This window comes from Paraburkholderia sp. BL21I4N1 (genome assembly GCF_002973525.1).
GTDB lineage: Bacteria > Pseudomonadota > Gammaproteobacteria > Burkholderiales > Burkholderiaceae > Paraburkholderia.
The window spans coordinates 279,347-295,963 of the sequence record NZ_PVEN01000005.1 but is presented as its reverse complement, the minus strand read 5'-3'; the positions used below and the strand labels follow the sequence as shown (position 1 = coordinate 295,963).

Below are 16,617 nucleotides of genomic sequence, written 5' to 3'. Positions count from 1 at the left end.
TGAGATCGCCGACGGGGGATTTGCCGGGCGTGGACCGGCGGCGGGCGGAGGCGCGCGGTTGCGGCTCGGGTGAGGTGACCTTGGCCTTGTCTTTCGCTGGTCCCGGCTCGCGTTGTGCGGTTTTGCTTCGAGTGGGTTCGGCGGGTTTTGACTTGCTTGCGCGGGTTGCGCTTGGCTCGGCGGCACGCGGCTTGCGCGGTGTCGAGCGATCCGCTTGATCCGCGCGTTCAACCGGCGCCGCCCCCGGCGATTTCGCTCGCGCGTTGCGCCGTTGCGCCAGCAACGCCTCCGCGTTTTCACCCGCCAGACGCCGCCTCAGATAGTCGATGTCGGGGCTCAGTTCGGCGCGCAGTTTTTGCGCTTCCTTGAGTTCCCGGCGCATCGAGTCGATACGGGCGTCGAGCGCTTCGACCTGTTGCGCGATGGCGTCGTGAATCTGCTGCAGCGATTCGGTCGAATAGCGCAGGCCGCCGTCGACGGGTTCCAGCGGCCGTTTGAGCATTTCGGTGACGCTATGCAGCGAAAAACCGAGTGAGCGCAACCGCAGAATGCGCCCGAAGCGCTTGAGATCTTCCTCGTCGTAAAGCCGGTAGCGACCCTCGCTGCGCGTGGGCGAGACGAGGCCGCGCTCCTCGTAGTACTTCAAGGTACGAGGCGTGACGCCGAGACGTTCGGCGGCGTCGCGCACCGTGAGCAGAGCGGGGGAGTCCGTTGGCATAAAGGGTGGTGCAGCTATCGCAGGCAACCATCGCATTGTACTTCAACGTGAACGTTCACGTACAGGTTGATACTCTCGGCCAATATTGGGCGACCAGAATCCCACGGTCGAAAACCCCGCCGCACGGACGAAAAAAAGCCGCTCGTTTGCGGCGAGCGGCTTTCTTTTACGTGTGACGGCTTGTTGCGAAGCCGGTGCAGTCAGGTCGGCGTGAAGCCTTGCTTAGCTACCGCCACCGCGACGCATCATGTCGAAGAATTCGGAGTTGCTCTTTGTCTGGCGGATCTTGTCGAGCAGGAATTCCATCGACTCGACTTCGTCCATGTCGTGGATGAACTTGCGCAGCACCCAGATCTTTTGCAGCACTTCGGGCTTGATCAGCAGTTCTTCGCGGCGCGTGCCGGACTTGTTCAGGTTGATCGACGGGTAGACGCGCTTTTCAGCGAGACGGCGCTCCAGGTGCACTTCCATGTTGCCGGTGCCCTTGAACTCTTCGTAGATCACGTCGTCCATGCGGCTGCCGGTTTCGATCAGCGCGGTACCGATGATGGTCAGGGAGCCGCCTTCCTCGATATTGCGCGCGGCGCCGAAGAAGCGCTTCGGACGTTGCAGCGCGTTGGCGTCGACACCACCCGTCAGCACCTTGCCGGAGGCCGGCACAACCGTGTTGTAGGCGCGCGCGAGACGCGTGATCGAGTCGAGCAGAATCACCACGTCGTTCTTCATTTCGACGAGGCGCTTGGCTTTTTCGATCACCATTTCGGCGACTTGCACGTGACGCGCGGCGGGTTCGTCGAACGTGGAGGCGATCACTTCGCCGGCCACCGAACGCTGCATTTCGGTCACTTCTTCAGGACGTTCGTCGATCAGCAGCACGAACAGCACGACGTCGGGATGGTTCTGCTTGATCGCATGCGCGATGTGCTGAAGCATCACGGTCTTGCCGGATTTCGGCGAGGCCACCAGCAGGCCGCGCTGGCCTTTGCCGATCGGCGCGATCATGTCGATGATGCGGCCCGTAACGTTTTCCTCGCCACGCATTTCACGTTCGAGCAGCAGCACCTTGTTCGGGTGCAGCGGCGTCAGATTTTCGAACATGATCTTGTGTTTCGAGGCTTCCGGCGGCTGGCCGTTGACCTTGTCCACCTTCACCAGCGCGAAATAGCGTTCGCCGTCTTTCGGCGTGCGCACTTCGCCTTCGATCGTGTCACCCGTATGCAGGTTGAAGCGGCGGATTTGCGACGGGCTGATGTAAATGTCGTCCGTGCTGGCGAGGTACGAGGTTTCCGGCGAACGCAGGAAGCCGAAGCCGTCCGGCAGCACTTCGAGCGTGCCGTCGCCGAAGATCGTGTCGCCCGTTTTGGCGCGTTTTTTTAGAATGGCAAACATCAGTTCCTGCTTACGCAGGCGGTTTGCACTTTCGATCTCGAGGCCATTGGCCATCTCGATCAATTCGGACACGTGCAGAGTCTTAAGCTCGGATAAATGCATACGGAGAACCCGCAGGAGAAGGTGCGACGAAATGAAATCTGGGAGGAGAGTGAGCGGAACCGCTCAAGGACTTACACGTCTTTTCGACGTTTTGCGGATTCTAGCATAGCACACGCCAATTTCCGTCGGTGCGACGGCATGGCATCTTTCTTGTCGAGCATGTTGCCGACTGACAACATGCTCGATTCAGCGCGCATGCGGACCTCGAAGGATCCGCCGCACGCCGATGCGCATTGCTTTACAGGTTGCCGTCGAGGAACGCGGTGAGTTGCGACTTCGACAGTGCGCCGACTTTCTGCGCGGCGACTGCGCCGTTCTTGAAGAGGATCAGCGTGGGGATGCCGCGCACGCCGAACTTGACCGGCGTCGATTGATGTTCGTCGACGTTGATCTTGGCGATTTGCAGGCGATCGGCATAATCCTTCGCGACTTCGTCGAGGATCGGCGCGATCATCTTGCACGGACCGCACCATTCAGCCCAGAAATCGAGCAGCACGGGTTTATCGGATTTCACGACGTCCTGTTCGAACGATGCGTCGCTAATATGCTTGATGTTTTCGCTCATTGTATGAATACCTCTATCGGTTCGAGGCCCGCCTGAATTGCTCGCCACGATACGTCAAAATCTAGGGAAACTTCCGTTCGCTTTGCCGCAATCGGAGCCCCGCCGACACACGCCTGACAAGTCGTCGACTTAGGCTGGCATGCGCGGAAGGCACGCGCTTGCGGGTCATCCGTACGGCAGTTTAGCTTAATTCGCTATGCGTTGCCGGGGGCGATAGTACTCATCAGGAGCAGTGGGGCCGATACCTGCCGATGAATCGCCGCGACGTTTTACTGACCGCCACGCAGCCTATCTGGTGGCGGGCGCAACAAACACAAGTGCGCGGCACGCGGCGGCTGCGCACAGCGCGGTCTTTGCGTTGCCTATAACGTGCGAAGGTCGCGATTCGGCGCGTCGATGTCACTTTGATCGTATTAACAGTCGCGCGACGGCCCAAGCGGTGATAGAATGTTTCGTGACGGGCCTCCTCGCATGGAGGGATGGTCAACCTGGTCAGGTCGGGAACGAAGCAGCCACAGCCGTTTTCCACCAGTGCCGAGGGTTAGGCTCGTCACCTTCCTTTCTTCTGTTTTTGTCGTCGTCTTTCTCCGCTTCACCTCCCATCTCCTGTTTTACCCTGAGTCGTGCGCAATGCCGCAATTCTCATGCGTGCCATGAGGCCGCGCTCGCGTTTTTCACTCGCTCCCACTATTTTTTTCTATCGGTTCGGTAGCCCGTTTCAATGAAGCGGTCACAGGCGTTCGCACACCGTCTCGAATCGGTTTTGCGCGGCATCGTTACTGATACAATTTCCGGATGACCTATCAAGTTCTCGCACGCAAATGGCGGCCGAAGGGTTTCGCTTCGCTCGTCGGACAGGAGCACGTGGTGCGCGCGCTCACGCACGCACTCGACGGCGGCCGTCTGCACCATGCCTATCTGTTTACGGGTACGCGCGGTGTCGGCAAAACCACGCTGTCGCGCATCTTCGCCAAGGCGCTGAATTGCGAAACCGGCGTGACCTCCACGCCTTGCGGCGTGTGCCGCGCATGCCGCGAGATCGACGAAGGGCGTTTTGTCGATTACGTGGAAATGGACGCGGCGAGTAATCGCGGTGTCGACGAAATGGCGGCGCTGCTGGAGCGGGCGGTTTATGCGCCGGTCGACGCGCGCTTCAAGGTCTACATGATCGACGAAGTGCACATGCTCACCAACCACGCCTTCAACGCGATGTTGAAGACGCTGGAAGAGCCGCCCGCACACGTCAAGTTCATTCTCGCCACGACCGACCCGCAGAAGATTCCGGTCACGGTGCTGTCACGCTGCCTGCAGTTCAATCTGAAGCAGATGCCGGCCGGCCACATCGTGTCGCATCTCGAGCACATTCTCGGCGAAGAAAAGGTGCCGTTCGACGCGCAAGCGCTGCGTCTGCTCGCGCGCGCCGCCGACGGCTCGATGCGCGACGCGCTGTCGCTGACCGATCAGGCGATCGCGTACTCGGCCAATCAGGTCAATGAAGAAGCCGTGCGCGGCATGCTCGGCGCGCTCGATCAAAGTTATCTGATTCGCCTGCTCGACGCGCTCGCCGACGGCGACGGCGCAGCGGTACTCGCAGTTGCTGATGAAATGGCGCTGCGCAGTCTGTCGTTCTCGACGGCGTTGCAGGATCTGGCGAGCTTGCTGCATCGAATTGCATGGGCGCAGTTCGCGCCGTCGTCGGTGCTGGACGAATGGCCGGAGGCGGCCGATCTGCGTCGTTTCGCGGAAGCGCTCAGCGCCGAGCACGTGCAATTGTTCTATCAGATCGCAACGATCGGCCGGAGCGAATTGGGCCTCGCGCCCGACGAATACGCCGGTTTCACGATGACATTGCTGCGCATGCTGGCATTCGAACCGGCGCCTACGGGCGGCGGTGGCGGCGCAGTGGGAGCGAACCGTGCGGCGGGTGCGGGTGGTGCAAGGCGTGCGGGGGCGCCGGCGGTAGCCGCGCAGCACGGGGCGATGGGCTCGTCGGCCGGGGCTGCGGCGGTATCGACGGCGGCCGTGGTATCGGTGCCGGCGTCGCCGGCGGTGAGTTCGCGCGAAACGATGGCCGCGCCGGTCGTTCAGCATGCCGAACCCGCGGCTGACACCGCGCAATCCGTCTCCGCGGATTCCGCGCAGCATGCGGTCGCGTCACGAGCCGTCGGCGCCGAAGCGGTAACTGTCGCCAAACCTGCGCCGGTTACCGGCGAGGGGAGTTCGATCTCAGCACGCTCATCCGTCGATGCGGATGCAGCGTTGGCGACGTCGATACCTGAAGTGGCGTCCGCTGATGCCACCGGGACAACGCCCCTGGCTCCATGGGACGACGCGCCCGTTGAGTCCTCTGCGAACGAAGCGCCTCTGGCGTCGGAGGCGAACGCCGCGACCCCGGTTGATGTTTCGGCAACATCCGACGTGAGCGCCAAGGCCGCGTCGGAAGTCCCGGCAGTCAATGACAACAACGGCAGGGCTGCTTCGGATATCTCCGCAGCGCCTGACGTCGACGCCACGGCTACTTCAGAAGTCTCTGCGGCTTCTGGTCTGCGCGCCCCGGTTGAGTCCGAAGGTTCTCACGCCCCGGCGTCGACGGAAGTCCCAGCGGTGTCCGGCGACCTCAGCGCTCCAATCGCGGCACAAGCCTCCGCCGTCTTCCGCAGTCTCGACGACCAACAACCCGCGTCGTCACCCACCGCGCCCGCAACCGCTGCATTTGCACGCGCGGAAGAGGCCGCGTCCGCCGCCGCCTCGCAGGAACCGTCGGCCGCCGCCGGCATCCCGCCGCGTCGAGCTGGTGGAGCAAGCGCAGCGCTCGACGTCCTGCGCAGTGCCGGTTTGAAGGTTTCGTCGGATCGTGGCCGCGCGACGGCCGCCGCCGCGCCCACGCCGAAACCCGCCGCACCTCGCGTCGTCGTCCCGGTGCCGACGCCGGGCGCACCGCGCCGCACGCCGCAGCAGGACGCCGCGCCGGCCGCCGCAACCGCACCGCGCTCAGCGTCGCCCGCTCAACGCGATGGCGCCCAACGCAACGGCGCCGAGCAGAACGGTTCAGCGGTTCCGCCGTGGGACGACATGCCGCCCGACGACTACATGCCGTTGTCGGCCTCGGACGACGGCTACTACGGCCCGCCGGACGACAGCTACATGCCGGTCTTCGACAGCGGTCCGGACGACGTGCGCATGAGTGCCGCGCCCGCGCCGTCGCCTGCGCCGGTGATCGACAAGCGCCCGCTGCCGCCCGCCGTGCCGCTCGATCCATTGGGTTTCAACGGCGACTGGCCGGCGCTGGCCGTCGACCTACCGCTCAAGGGCATTTCCTATCAGCTCGCGTTCAACAGCGAACTGATGGCGCTCGAAGGCAATACGCTCAAACTGAACGTGCCGGTGCCGCAGTACGCGGAAGCGTCGCAGGTCGCCAAACTGAAAAGCGCGCTCGCCGATAAGCTCGGCCGCAATGTCGAGGTGCTGGTCGAAGTCGGTGCGGCTCGCCGCACGGCTGCCGCGCACGACGCCGCGACGCGCGCGCAGCGCCAGCAGGAAGCGGAGCGCGAGATCGGCGCCGATCCGTTCGTGCAGTCGTTGATCCGCGAGTTCGGCGCGAGCATCGTGCCCGGCTCGATTCGCCCGATTACACCGGACGCCGGCCCGGCCGGCGCGCCGTCGGTCCACTGATTCGCCGCGCGGTAAGCCGTCAGGCCGACAGGCCCGAAAGTGCGGAACGCGCCCGATTTCCGAATTTCACGTTATCTAGAAGGAGCATGTCCATGATGAAAGGTCAACTCGCCGGGCTGATGAAACAAGCCCAGCAGATGCAGGAAAACATGAAGAAGATGCAGGAGCAACTCGCTCTGATCGAAGTCGAAGGGCAGTCGGGCGCCGGTCTCGTGAAAGTGACCATGACCTGCAAGAACGACGTGCGCCGCGTCTCGATCGACCCGAGCCTGCTCGCCGACGACAAGGACATGCTGGAAGACCTCGTCGCCGCCGCGTTTAACGACGCCGTGCGCAAGGCCGAAGCCACCGCCCAGGAAAAAATGGGTGGCATGACGTCGGGCCTGCCGCTGCCGCCGGGCTTCAAACTGCCGTTCTGAACGACGCCGCCGCAAGGCGGTGCAGACGCCGCGGCTGTCGCAGCCGCGGCGCAAACGGAACGCGCGAATCGCGCATGCTGGCAGTGCGGCATTCGCGGCGCGCCTGTTCCGGTTGGACACCAGCGGTTGTGGTTCGCCGGCGTTGCGCATCGTGCGCGCCTCGAAGGCGCACCCAGGCCGCGATGGTAGAAACCGATCGCTTCAACCGCATCGTGATCCGCCCACCCGGGCCATTCCACTTCGACGCCGATCCGCATGAAACAACCTTCCGCCTTGTCGGCGCTCGTCGAAGCGCTGCGCGCGCTGCCCGGAGTCGGGCCGAAGTCGGCGCAACGCATGGCTTATCACCTGATGCAGCACGACCGCGACGGCGCCGAAAAACTCGGACGCTCGCTGCTGTTCGCGACCGAGCATCTGCAGCACTGCGAGAAATGCAACACCTTCACCGAGGCGCAGATCTGCGAGACCTGTCTCGACGAGGAACGCGATCCTTCGCTGCTGTGCGTCGTCGAAACGCCGGCCGATCAGATCATGCTCGAGCAGACCATGACCTATCGCGGCCTCTATTTCGTGCTGATGGGACGACTCAGTCCGCTCGACGGCGTCGGCCCCAAGGAAATCCATTTCGACCGGCTGGTCCGGCGCGCGTCGGACGGGGTCGTCAAGGAAGTCGTGCTGGCCACCAATTTCACCAACGAAGGCGAAGCCACCGCGCACTACCTCGGGCAAACGTTCAAGGCGCGCGGTCTCGCCGTCACGCGTCTGGCGCGTGGTGTGCCGGTGGGCGGCGAACTCGAATACGTCGACGCCGGCACGATCGCCCGCGCGATGCTCGACCGTCGCTCGATGTAACGTGCGCGGCGTGACGCGGCAGGGCGGTCGTTGCAGGTTTCGAAGGCGGACGCGGCACGGCGCAGCGCCAGGGTTACGACGTTAATTTGCCGCCGCCGCCGCCGCCCAGATCAGCACAAGGAGCCCTATGAGCGCTACTCCCGAATCAACCGCGAACGCCGCGCCCGAAGACACACCCGGCGCGCAAGCCACCTCAGCCCAAAGCCCCGCAGGCCCACTCGCCGGCGTCAAGGTGCTGGAACTCGGCACGCTGATCGCCGGCCCCTTCGCCGCGCGCTTTCTCGGCGAGTTCGGCGCCGAAGTCATCAAGATCGAAGACCCCAAAGGCGGCGATCCGCTGCGCAAATGGCGCAAGCTTTATCCGGAAGTCGGCGGTACGTCGCTGTGGTGGGCCGTGCAGGCGCGTAACAAGAAATCCATCACGATCAATCTGAAGGCCGAAGAGGGCAAGGAAATCGTGCGACGTCTCGCGAAAGAAGCGGATATCGTCGTCGAAAATTTCCGGCCGGGATTGCTCGAGAAACTCGGGCTCGGCTATGACGTGCTGTCCGCCGAAAATCCGGGTCTCGTGATGGTGCGTCTGTCCGGCTACGGCCAGACCGGACCGTATCGCGACCGGCCCGGTTTCGGTGCGATCGCCGAGTCGATGGGCGGCTTGCGCCATATCACCGGCTATCCGGATTTGCCGCCGCCGCGCATAGGCATTTCGATCGGCGATTCGATCGCCGCGCTGCACGGCGTGATCGGTGCGCTAATGGCGCTGCATCACAAGCAGGTGAACGGCGGGAAAGGGCAGGTGGTCGACGTCGCGCTGTACGAAGCCGTCTTCAACATGATGGAAAGCGTGGTGCCCGAATACGGCGTGTACGGCATGGTGCGCGAGCGCACCGGCGCATCGCTGCCGGGCATCGTACCGTCGAACACGTATCCGTGCCGCGACGGCAGCATCGTGATTGGCGGCAACAGCGATCCGATCTTCAAGCGCCTGATGATAGCGATCGAACGCGAGGATCTCGCAAACGATCCCGGCCTCGCGCATAACGACGGGCGCGTGCCGCGCACGCTGGAAATCGACGCCGCGATCGCCACCTGGCTCGCCACGCGCACCATCGACGAAGCGCTTGCCGTGCTGAATGCCGCCGACGTGCCGGTCGGCCGCATTTATAGCGTCGCGGATATGTTCACCGATCCGCAGTTCATGGCGCGTCAGATGATCCAGCGCTTCAAGTGGCAGGACGGCCAGGAAATCACGCTGCCGGCGGTCACGCCGAAGCTCTCGGCAACCCCCGGCGAAACGCGCTGGCTGGGCCCCGAACTAGGCGAACATACCGACGAACTCCTGCAGTCGCTAGGTTATGACGCGGACAACATTGCCAGGTTGCACGCGCAACAAATCGTCTGAATGACGAAATGGCAACCGGAATCGGACAAGACGGAAAAACGGTAGACACAACAACGGTGAGGCGCAAATGAAACGGCGCGCGGTTTAAAAACCGCGCGCCGTTTTTTTTAGCTATTTTTTGCAGCCGCTGTCTGACGGTTCGCCGCGCTTTACGCAGCATCGCCCACCGACAGCCCAAACGCTACGGCGTAATCACCACCTTGCCGATCACACGCCGCTCGGCCATGTCGCGCAACGCCCGGCCGGTGTCTTCCAGCGCGTAGCGCGCCGACACGTACGGCTTGAGCTTGCCTTCGCCGATCCACCGCGTCATCTGCTGGAACGCAGCATGATTGCGCTGCGGCTCGCGCTTCGCAAAATCGCCCCAGAAAACGCCGACCAGACTCGCACCCTTGAGCAGCGTCAGATTGAGCGGCAGCTTCGGAATCTCGCCATTGGCGAAGCCGACCACCAGATAGCGGCCACGCCAGCCGATGCTGCGGAACGCCGGCTCGGCGTAGATGCCGCCGACGGGGTCGTAGATCACGTCCGGACCCTTGCCCTCGGTGAGCGCCTTGATGCGCTCGCGCAGGTCTTCGGTGCTGTAGTTGATGGTGGCGTCCGCGCCGTGCTTCACACAGGTGGCGAGCTTCTCGTCGCTCGATGCCGCCGCGATCACGCGCGCACCGAGCGCCTTGCCGATCTCGACCGCCGCGAGCCCGACACCGCCGGCCGCGCCGAGCACCAGCATCGTCTCGCCGGCCTGCAAGGCGCCACGATCGACCACCGCGTGATGCGAGGTGCCATACGCAAGCGTGAATGCCGCGGCGACGTCGAAATCGACGCCGTCCGCCAGCGGCACGCACGCGGCCGCCGGCGCCAGCGCCTGCTCCGCGAAGCCGCCCTGGCCGGTGAACGCGACCACGCGCGAACCGGGTTTGAACTGGGTCACGTCGGCGCCGACCGCACGCACCACGCCCGCGACTTCCGAGCCGGGCGTGAAGGGCAGCGGCGGTTTGAACTGGTATTTGTTCTCGATGATAAGCACGTCGGGGAAATTGACGGCTGCGGCCTTGACGTCGATCACCACGTGACCGGGCGGCGGTTCGAGGTCCGGCAGATTGTCGACGACCAGGCTCTCCGGCGGGCCGTATTGATTACAGCGAATCGCGCGCATCGTGTCTCCATATCGATCAGGGTCTTGCTGAGGGATTTTCCGCGAGGCGGGGCAAGCGTGTCGAGTGTAAAACAATCCGCACGACCGTGCGTTTTTGTCGTCGTGGCACACGCAGTCCGCTGTGCGGGACGCGTTCGAGTCACGGCCATCATGCGGCCCGAGCCGGCTCGTCATAACCCTCGCGTGTGCGTCGCGCATACGGGGCGCAGACGGAGCGAACACGAGGCGAACACGGGCCGCCGTGTCGTTCGCGCGCCATCTTTCCTCGGTTACAATCGCCGCATGCGAATCCTACTCAGCAACGACGACGGTTATCTGGCGCCAGGCCTTGCCGCGCTTTACGAAGCGCTCAAGCCGATCGCAGACGTCACCGTGATGGCTCCCGAACAGAATTGCAGCGGCGCGTCGAATTCCCTGACGCTGTCGCGGCCGCTCTCGGTCCTGCGTTCGGCGAACGGTTTCTACTACGTGAACGGCACGCCCACCGACTCGGTGCATATCGCGCTGACCGGCATGCTCGACCATACGCCCGACCTCGTGGTCTCGGGTATCAACAACGGTCAGAACATGGGCGAAGACACGCTGTATTCGGGCACCGTCGCCGCCGCTACCGAAGGCATCATGTTCGGCGTGCCGGCCATCGCGTTCTCGCTGGTCGACAAGGACTGGGTGCATCTCGACGACGCGGTGCGCGTCGCCGCCGAGATCGTCGCGCATTATCTGCAGCAGCCGTTGCCCGGTCATCCGCTGCTGAACGTCAACATTCCCAATTTGCCGTACGCGCAACTCAAAGACTGGCAGATCACGCGTCTCGGCAAGCGGCATCCGTCGCAGCCGGTGATCCGCCAGACCAATCCGCGCGGCGAACCGATCTACTGGATCGGGCCGGCGGGCGGCGCGCGCGACGCGAGCGAAGGTACCGACTTCCACGCCGTTGCCAATGGCCACGTGTCGATCACGCCGTTGCAACTCGATTTGACCCACACGCAAATGCTGCCCGCGGCGCGCGACTGGCTGCGCGCCGGCAGCGGCGCTTCATGACCAGCGAGCGCGCCAAGCGTTTTCCGCTCGGCCTCGAGGACCTGGTGCGCGAACCGCGCCGGCCCGAAGGGCGTCCGGGCGAAATGCGCGCGGCGGCGTTGGCCGCGAGCGCGGCGCTGAATGCGCGGCCGCAGCCGGTGAAGAAGTCGCCGGCTTCGCACCCGGCGCCATCGGCGAAACCCCGCGCGAGCGAGCGCACCGCCGCGCCGAACGTCGCCTTGAACGGTGCCCTGGCACTGACTTCGGAACGGGTTCGCGAACGCATGGTCGAACGCCTGCGTGCGAACGGCGTGACTGATCAGCGTGTGTTGAATGCGATGTCGGTGGTGCCGCGCCACATGTTCGTCGACCCGGGCCTTGCTGCCCAGGCTTACGAAGATGCGGCGTTGCCGATCGGTCATCACCAGACGATCTCCAAGCCTTCGGTCGTCGCGCGAATGATCGAACTGGCCGTGGCCGGTCGCGCGCTCAACACAGTGCTCGAAATCGGCACGGGTTGCGGTTACCAGGCGGCAGTGCTGAGCCAGGTGGCGCGCGAGGTTTACTCGATCGAACGTATCAAGCCGCTGTCCGAACGCGCCAAGACGAATTTGCGTCCGCTGCGCATTCCGAACATTCGCCTGCATTACGGCGACGGGCGGCTGGGCTTGCCGGCGGCGGCACCGTTCGACGCGATCCTGATCGCCGCGGCGGGGCTCGATGTACCGCAGGCATTACTTGAACAACTCGCGATCGGCGGCCGTCTGGTTGCGCCGGTCGGCTCGCAGGAAGGCCAGAATCAGGTGCTGACTCTGGTCGAGCGGACCGGACCCGCGCAATGGCGCGAGTCACGGCTTGATCGCGTTTTCTTTGTACCCTTAAAATCCGGAGTGATTTAACACCGATGAGTATGTTGCGCGCTATGCAAAGAACCAGCCTGAATGTCCCGATGACCGTAACCCAGCGTAGCGTGTGCGTGCTCGCCTTGTCCCTGCTGATGTCGGCATGCGCGACGAGGCTCGACCAGGCGCCCGTGATCGACCGCTCCGGTAGCGGCGCGCTCGGCACGCAGGCTGCGCAGCCGCCGGTGCCGCTCGGGCCGCCGCCGCCCGGTTACTACCGCGTGAAACCCGGCGACACGCTGTATCGGATCGCGCTGGAGAACGGCCAGAATTACCGCGACATCTCGACGTGGAACAATCTGACCAACCCGAATCAGATCGAAGTCGATCAATTGCTGCGCGTGGTGCCGCCGGGTGCGAACACCGCGGCGCTGACGCCGGGTGTGTCGACCGCGCCGATCGGCAACGGCGGCGCCGTGCAAAGCGCGCCGCTCGGCAGCACGCCGCCGGCCGTTGGCGCGGCAGCGGGCGTCGCCACGCCGCCGATCTACGGTTCGGGCGCGAACAACGCGTCGCTCACGCCGCCGGCGCCGGGCGCCGCCAGCGACTCGGGCGCCGCAGCAGGCAACGTGAGCTTCGCGTGGCCGGTGCGCGGACCGCTCCTCGGCACCTTCAACGATTCGACTAACAAGGGCGTCAATATCGGCGGCGCGGCGGGCGATCCGGTGAAAGCGTCGGCGGATGGCCGCGTGGTTTATGCCGGAAATGGGCTGCGTGGTTACGGCAATCTCATTATCATCAAGCATGATGCAACTTATCTCACGGCGTATGCACACAACCGCGCTTTGATGGTAAAAGAGGGAGACGCGGTAACGAAGGGGCAGAAGATCGCTGAGATGGGCAATAGCGATTCCGACCGCGTAATGTTGCATTTCGAAGTTCGCCGGCAGGGTAAACCTGTCGACCCACTGAAGTATTTGCCGCCGCAATAAGCGAAACGACCATGCCGAAATCGAAGCGCCGCCCGCCGCAAGCCGAGTCTGGAAAGACCAGCCAAGCTGTATCCGCTTCGGTGGACGAAAGCGGCGCTTCGGAAGTGGAAGAAGAGATCGCCGAAGAACGTGATCTCGACGAACGTCAGAGCGGCGCGGAAGAGGGCGGCGACGCCCGCGAAAGCACCACAGAAGCAGCCCCCGACGCCGACGATTTCCGCGCGTTGTTGCAAGCCGAGCTGACGGCCGACACCATTCAGCACTACCTGAACCGTATTAGCGTTAAGCCGCTGCTCACCGTCGAGGAAGAGCAGAAATACTCACGCCTTGCGAAGGCCGGTGAGTTCGACGCGCGCCAGGTCATGATCGAGCGTAATTTGCGGCTCGTGGTCAGCATTGCCAAGGGTTATCTGAACCGCGGCGTGCCGCTGCTCGATCTGATCGAAGAGGGCAATCTCGGCCTGATGCACGCAATCGAAAAATTCGATCCGACGCGCGGCTTCCGCTTCTCGACTTACGCGACCTGGTGGATCCGCCAGAGCATCGAGCGCGCGATCATGAACCAGGCGCGCACCGTGCGTTTGCCTGTTCACGTGATTCGCGAGCTCAATCAGGTGCTGCGCGCCAAGCGCCATCTGGAAAAGAATTCAATGAACTCCGGCGAAGCGGCGGAGCGCCGCGACGCCAGCATCGACGACATCGCCTATCTGACCGGCAAGACCACCGACGAAGTCACCGACATCCTCGCGTTGAACGAGCACACCGCGTCGCTGGACGCGCCGCTCGATCTCGATCCGGCTAGCAGCCTGCTCGATCTGCTGTCCGACGACCAAAGCCAGTCGCCGGACGCCGAAGTCCAGCATCGCGAGCTGGAAACGCTGACGCGGGCGTGGCTCGCGCGGCTGTCGGACAAGCATCGCCACGTAATTGAGCGCCGCTTCGGGCTCAATCACATCGAACCCGCCACGCTCGAAGAACTGGCCGACGAAATGGGCCTCACGCGCGAGCGTGTGCGCCAGATCCAACAGGAAGCGCTGGTGCGTTTGAAGCGCTTCTTCGCCTCCAATGGCGTTCGCAAGGACGCCGTTCTCTAGACTGATGACACCGATTCTTGTATTCGACATCGAGACGATTCCCGATGTCGCCGGCATTCGCCGTCTCGACGATTTGCCCGACACACTGAGCGACGCCGAAGTCGCCGAGCACGCGTTCGCCGCGCGCCGCGAAAAGACCGGCGGCGATTTCCTGCCGCATCACCTGCAACGGGTCGCGGCGATTTCCTGCGTCTTCCGCGACAACAACGGCTTCCGCGTGCGCTCGCTCGGCACGCTGCAAGACGGCGAAGCCGCGCTGGTGCAATCGTTCTATCGCGTGATCGAGAAGTACACGCCGCAGCTCGTATCGTGGAACGGCGGCGGCTTCGATCTGCCGGTGCTGAACTACCGGGCGCTGGTCAACGGCATTGCCGCGCCGCGTTTCTGGGATCTTGGCGAGGACGACCGCGAGTTCAAGTGGAACAATTACATCAGCCGCTACCATGCGCGCCACACGGATCTGATGGACGTGCTTGCCATGTACCAGGCGCGGGCCAATGCGCCGCTCGACGCGCTCGCCAAGATGTGCGGCTTCCCCGGCAAGATGGGCATGGACGGCAGCCAGGTGTGGCACGCTTACCAGGAAGGGCGGATCGAAGAAATCCGCAATTACTGCGAGACCGACGTCGTGAATACGTATCTGCTGTATTGCCGGTTCCAGTTGATTCGCGGTGCGTTTTCGGCCGAAGAATATGCCGATGAAATCAACCTGGTGAAAAATGCGCTCGCGCAGGAGGCGGCGCCGCAATGGGCCGAGTATCTGGCGGCGTTCGGGCAGTAGGCGGGTAGGCCGCCCGGCGTTTCTGCTTCTTTTCCGGCTTTGTGCCCGCTTCGTTCCCGCTTTGTGCCCGCTTCGTTTCCCGAATCCTTAACGAGGCGGGCGCTTCGTCTACAATCTCGCCTTCCCCCCAAGTTTGTCAGGAAGTCGCAGGTGTCCCGAACTGCCCCCCATCGTCGCTCGCCGAAGCGACAGAAGCCGTCCCGTCCGGCGCCCGCACTCGTCATCACCGGCAATGAGCCGATCATCGAAATCGTTTCGCTCGATATGGAAGCGCGCGGCGTCGGCCGCGTCGAGACCGAAGACGGCACGCCCGGCAAGGTGATTTTTGTCGAAGGCGCACTCCCCGGTGAGCGCGTCAGCTATTCGACGCATCGCAGCAAGGCGAAATTCGAGCAGGCCGAGGTCGTCCAGGTATTGCGCGAAAGCGTGATCCGCACTCAGCCAAAATGCCGCTACTTCGAGAGTTGCGGTGGCTGTTCGATGCAGCATCTGGATATCCGCGCGCAGGTCGCCGTCAAGCAGCGCGTGCTCGAAGACAATCTGCAGCATCTGGCGAAGCTGCGCCCAGAAACCGTGTTCCGGCCGATTCACGGCCCGGCTTGGGGCTATCGCTATCGCGCCCGTCTGGCGGTGCGTTTTCTGCACGAAAAGGGCGGCATGCGGATCGGCTTTCACGAGAAGAAAAGCAGCGATATCGCCGACATGAAAACCTGCGAGGTGCTGCCGCCGCATATTTCGGCCATGTTGATGCCGCTGCGCTTCATGATCCGCAAGCTGTCCATCTACGAGCGGATGCCGCAGATCGAGCTGGCGGTGGGGTCGTCGGTCACCGCCATGGTGCTGCGCAACCTGGCGTCGCTTACCGAGGCCGACGAACAGGTGCTGCGCGATTTCGCCGACCAGCACAAGGTGCAGTGGTGGCTGCAGCCGGGCGGCCCGGAGACGGCCGCGCCGTTCTATCCGCTCGACCAGCAGCTCGACTACACGCTGCCGGAATACGGCATCCGCATGCCGTTCAAACCGACCGATTTCACCCAGGTGAATCACGCGATCAACCGCGTGCTGATCAGCCGCGCGTTGCGGCTGCTGGCGCCGGCACGGTCCGACCGAGTGCTGGATCTGTTCTGCGGGATCGGTAATTTCACACTGCCGCTCGCGCGGATTACGCGGGAAGTCGTGGGGATCGAAGGCAGCGAGGCGCTGACCTCGCGCGCGCTGGAGAATGCCGAGCTGAACGGCGTGGCGGGACATACGTCGTTTGCGTGCCGCAACCTGTTCGAAGTCACCGCCGAAGACTTCCGCGCGCTCGGCCACTTCGACAAATTCCTGATCGACCCGCCGCGCGAAGGCGCGCTGGCGGTTGCCCGTGCGCTCGCGGAGATTGCTCAAAGCGGCAATGGGCCGCTGCCGAAGCGCATCGTCTACGTGTCCTGCGCGCCCGCAACGCTCGCACGCGATGCCGGGCTGCTGGTGCACGATGCCGGCTACCGGTTGGTGGGGGCGGGTGTGGTGAACATGTTCCCGCATACTTCACACGTGGAGTCGATTGCGTTGTTCGAGCGGGACTGAGCAAGCTGGGCTGCACAAACAAAAACGCCACGACCTAAGTCGTG

General features: G+C 63.8%; 13 protein-coding genes, 1 other RNA gene and 1 pseudogene. 11 read left to right on the top strand and 4 right to left on the bottom strand.

Features of this window, described 5'->3' with window-relative positions:
- Positions 1-241 precede the first annotated feature (241 nt).
- The 3 genes and pseudogenes from B0G83_RS15880 to trxA form a co-directional block, all read right to left on the bottom strand.
- Positions 242-718 (bottom strand): annotated as a pseudogene (locus tag B0G83_RS15880) (MerR family transcriptional regulator); the annotation flags it as partial.
- A gap of 222 nt (positions 719-940) precedes the next feature.
- Positions 941-2,209, bottom strand: coding sequence for a transcription termination factor Rho (gene rho, locus B0G83_RS15875; RefSeq protein ID WP_006048863.1), 1,269 nt, complete (start codon positions 2,207-2,209; stop codon positions 941-943).
- 238 nt (positions 2,210-2,447) lie between these two features.
- A complete protein-coding gene (gene trxA / locus B0G83_RS15870) occupies positions 2,448-2,774 on the bottom strand; it encodes a thioredoxin TrxA (RefSeq protein WP_035550463.1) in 327 nt (108 codons plus the stop codon).
- Between the two features lie 456 nt (positions 2,775-3,230).
- Here trxA and ffs point away from each other — a divergent pair.
- The 5 genes from ffs to B0G83_RS15845 all read left to right on the top strand — a co-directional run bounded on the left by ffs (position 3,231) and on the right by B0G83_RS15845 (position 9,119).
- Positions 3,231-3,329: signal recognition particle sRNA small type (ffs, locus tag B0G83_RS15865), an RNA gene on the top strand.
- A gap of 240 nt (positions 3,330-3,569) precedes the next feature.
- The gene (gene dnaX / locus B0G83_RS15860; protein ID WP_105508338.1) at positions 3,570-6,446 is read left to right on the top strand and encodes a DNA polymerase III subunit gamma/tau; all 2,877 of its coding nucleotides are present in this window, start codon (positions 3,570-3,572) and stop codon (positions 6,444-6,446) included.
- Between the two features lie 92 nt (positions 6,447-6,538).
- Positions 6,539-6,865 carry a YbaB/EbfC family nucleoid-associated protein gene (locus tag B0G83_RS15855; RefSeq protein ID WP_007182071.1) on the top strand — a complete coding sequence of 109 codons (327 nt, stop codon included), beginning with the start codon at positions 6,539-6,541 and terminating at the stop codon, positions 6,863-6,865.
- A 255-nt stretch (positions 6,866-7,120) separates the two neighbouring features.
- Positions 7,121-7,717: a recombination mediator RecR gene (gene recR / locus B0G83_RS15850; RefSeq protein ID WP_035550459.1), complete on the top strand. Its 597-nt coding sequence runs from the start codon at positions 7,121-7,123 to the stop codon at positions 7,715-7,717.
- 127 nt (positions 7,718-7,844) lie between these two features.
- Entirely contained in the window at positions 7,845-9,119 is a 1,275-nt protein-coding gene (locus B0G83_RS15845; RefSeq protein WP_105508337.1) for a CaiB/BaiF CoA-transferase family protein, read from the top strand.
- A 181-nt stretch (positions 9,120-9,300) separates the two neighbouring features.
- On the opposite strand, the gene B0G83_RS15840 is transcribed toward B0G83_RS15845, so the two are convergent.
- On the bottom strand, positions 9,301-10,275 hold the full coding sequence (locus B0G83_RS15840) for an NADPH:quinone oxidoreductase family protein (protein ID WP_105508336.1): 975 nt from the start codon (positions 10,273-10,275) through the stop codon (positions 9,301-9,303).
- Positions 10,276-10,557: 282 nt separating this feature from the next.
- Between B0G83_RS15840 and surE the strand changes: the two genes are divergently transcribed.
- The 6 genes from surE to rlmD all read left to right on the top strand — a co-directional run bounded on the left by surE (position 10,558) and on the right by rlmD (position 16,573).
- A complete protein-coding gene (gene surE, locus B0G83_RS15835) occupies positions 10,558-11,316 on the top strand; it encodes a 5'/3'-nucleotidase SurE (RefSeq protein ID WP_105508335.1) in 759 nt (252 codons plus the stop codon).
- Positions 11,313-12,194 carry a protein-L-isoaspartate(D-aspartate) O-methyltransferase gene (locus B0G83_RS15830; RefSeq protein WP_105508334.1) on the top strand — a complete coding sequence of 294 codons (882 nt, stop codon included), beginning with the start codon at positions 11,313-11,315 and terminating at the stop codon, positions 12,192-12,194. Before surE ends, B0G83_RS15830 begins: the two co-directional genes overlap by 4 nt.
- 5 nt (positions 12,195-12,199) lie before the next feature.
- On the top strand, positions 12,200-13,129 hold the full coding sequence (locus tag B0G83_RS15825) for a peptidoglycan DD-metalloendopeptidase family protein (RefSeq protein WP_105508333.1): 930 nt from the start codon (positions 12,200-12,202) through the stop codon (positions 13,127-13,129).
- Positions 13,130-13,140: 11 nt separating this feature from the next.
- Positions 13,141-14,223, top strand: coding sequence for an RNA polymerase sigma factor RpoS (rpoS, locus tag B0G83_RS15820; RefSeq protein ID WP_105508332.1), 1,083 nt, complete (start codon positions 13,141-13,143; stop codon positions 14,221-14,223).
- A gap of 4 nt (positions 14,224-14,227) precedes the next feature.
- Positions 14,228-15,004, top strand: a complete 777-nt coding sequence (locus tag B0G83_RS15815) for a 3'-5' exonuclease (RefSeq protein ID WP_105508331.1) — start codon at positions 14,228-14,230, stop codon at positions 15,002-15,004.
- A gap of 150 nt (positions 15,005-15,154) precedes the next feature.
- Entirely contained in the window at positions 15,155-16,573 is a 1,419-nt protein-coding gene (rlmD, locus tag B0G83_RS15810) for a 23S rRNA (uracil(1939)-C(5))-methyltransferase RlmD (RefSeq protein WP_105508330.1), read from the top strand.
- Positions 16,574-16,617: the final 44 nt, after the last annotated feature.

Bases quoted from the DNA above. Each gene is read 5' to 3' on its own strand.
- recR (WP_035550459.1), top strand. From the start codon at position 7,121: ATGAAACAACCTTCCGCCTTGTCGGCGCTCGTCGAAGCGCTGCGCGCG.
- B0G83_RS15815 (WP_105508331.1), top strand. From the start codon at position 14,228: ATGACACCGATTCTTGTATTCGACATCGAGACGATTCCCGATGTCGCC.
- rpoS (WP_105508332.1), top strand. From the start codon at position 13,141: ATGCCGAAATCGAAGCGCCGCCCGCCGCAAGCCGAGTCTGGAAAGACC.
- surE (WP_105508335.1), top strand. From the start codon at position 10,558: ATGCGAATCCTACTCAGCAACGACGACGGTTATCTGGCGCCAGGCCTT.
- B0G83_RS15840 (WP_105508336.1), bottom strand. From the start codon at position 10,275: ATGCGCGCGATTCGCTGTAATCAATACGGCCCGCCGGAGAGCCTGGTC.
- B0G83_RS15855 (WP_007182071.1), top strand. From the start codon at position 6,539: ATGATGAAAGGTCAACTCGCCGGGCTGATGAAACAAGCCCAGCAGATG.
- dnaX (WP_105508338.1), top strand. From the start codon at position 3,570: ATGACCTATCAAGTTCTCGCACGCAAATGGCGGCCGAAGGGTTTCGCT.
- B0G83_RS15825 (WP_105508333.1), top strand. From the start codon at position 12,200: ATGAGTATGTTGCGCGCTATGCAAAGAACCAGCCTGAATGTCCCGATG.
- trxA (WP_035550463.1), bottom strand. From the start codon at position 2,774: ATGAGCGAAAACATCAAGCATATTAGCGACGCATCGTTCGAACAGGAC.
- B0G83_RS15830 (WP_105508334.1), top strand. From the start codon at position 11,313: ATGACCAGCGAGCGCGCCAAGCGTTTTCCGCTCGGCCTCGAGGACCTG.
- B0G83_RS15845 (WP_105508337.1), top strand. From the start codon at position 7,845: ATGAGCGCTACTCCCGAATCAACCGCGAACGCCGCGCCCGAAGACACA.
- rho (WP_006048863.1), bottom strand. From the start codon at position 2,209: ATGCATTTATCCGAGCTTAAGACTCTGCACGTGTCCGAATTGATCGAG.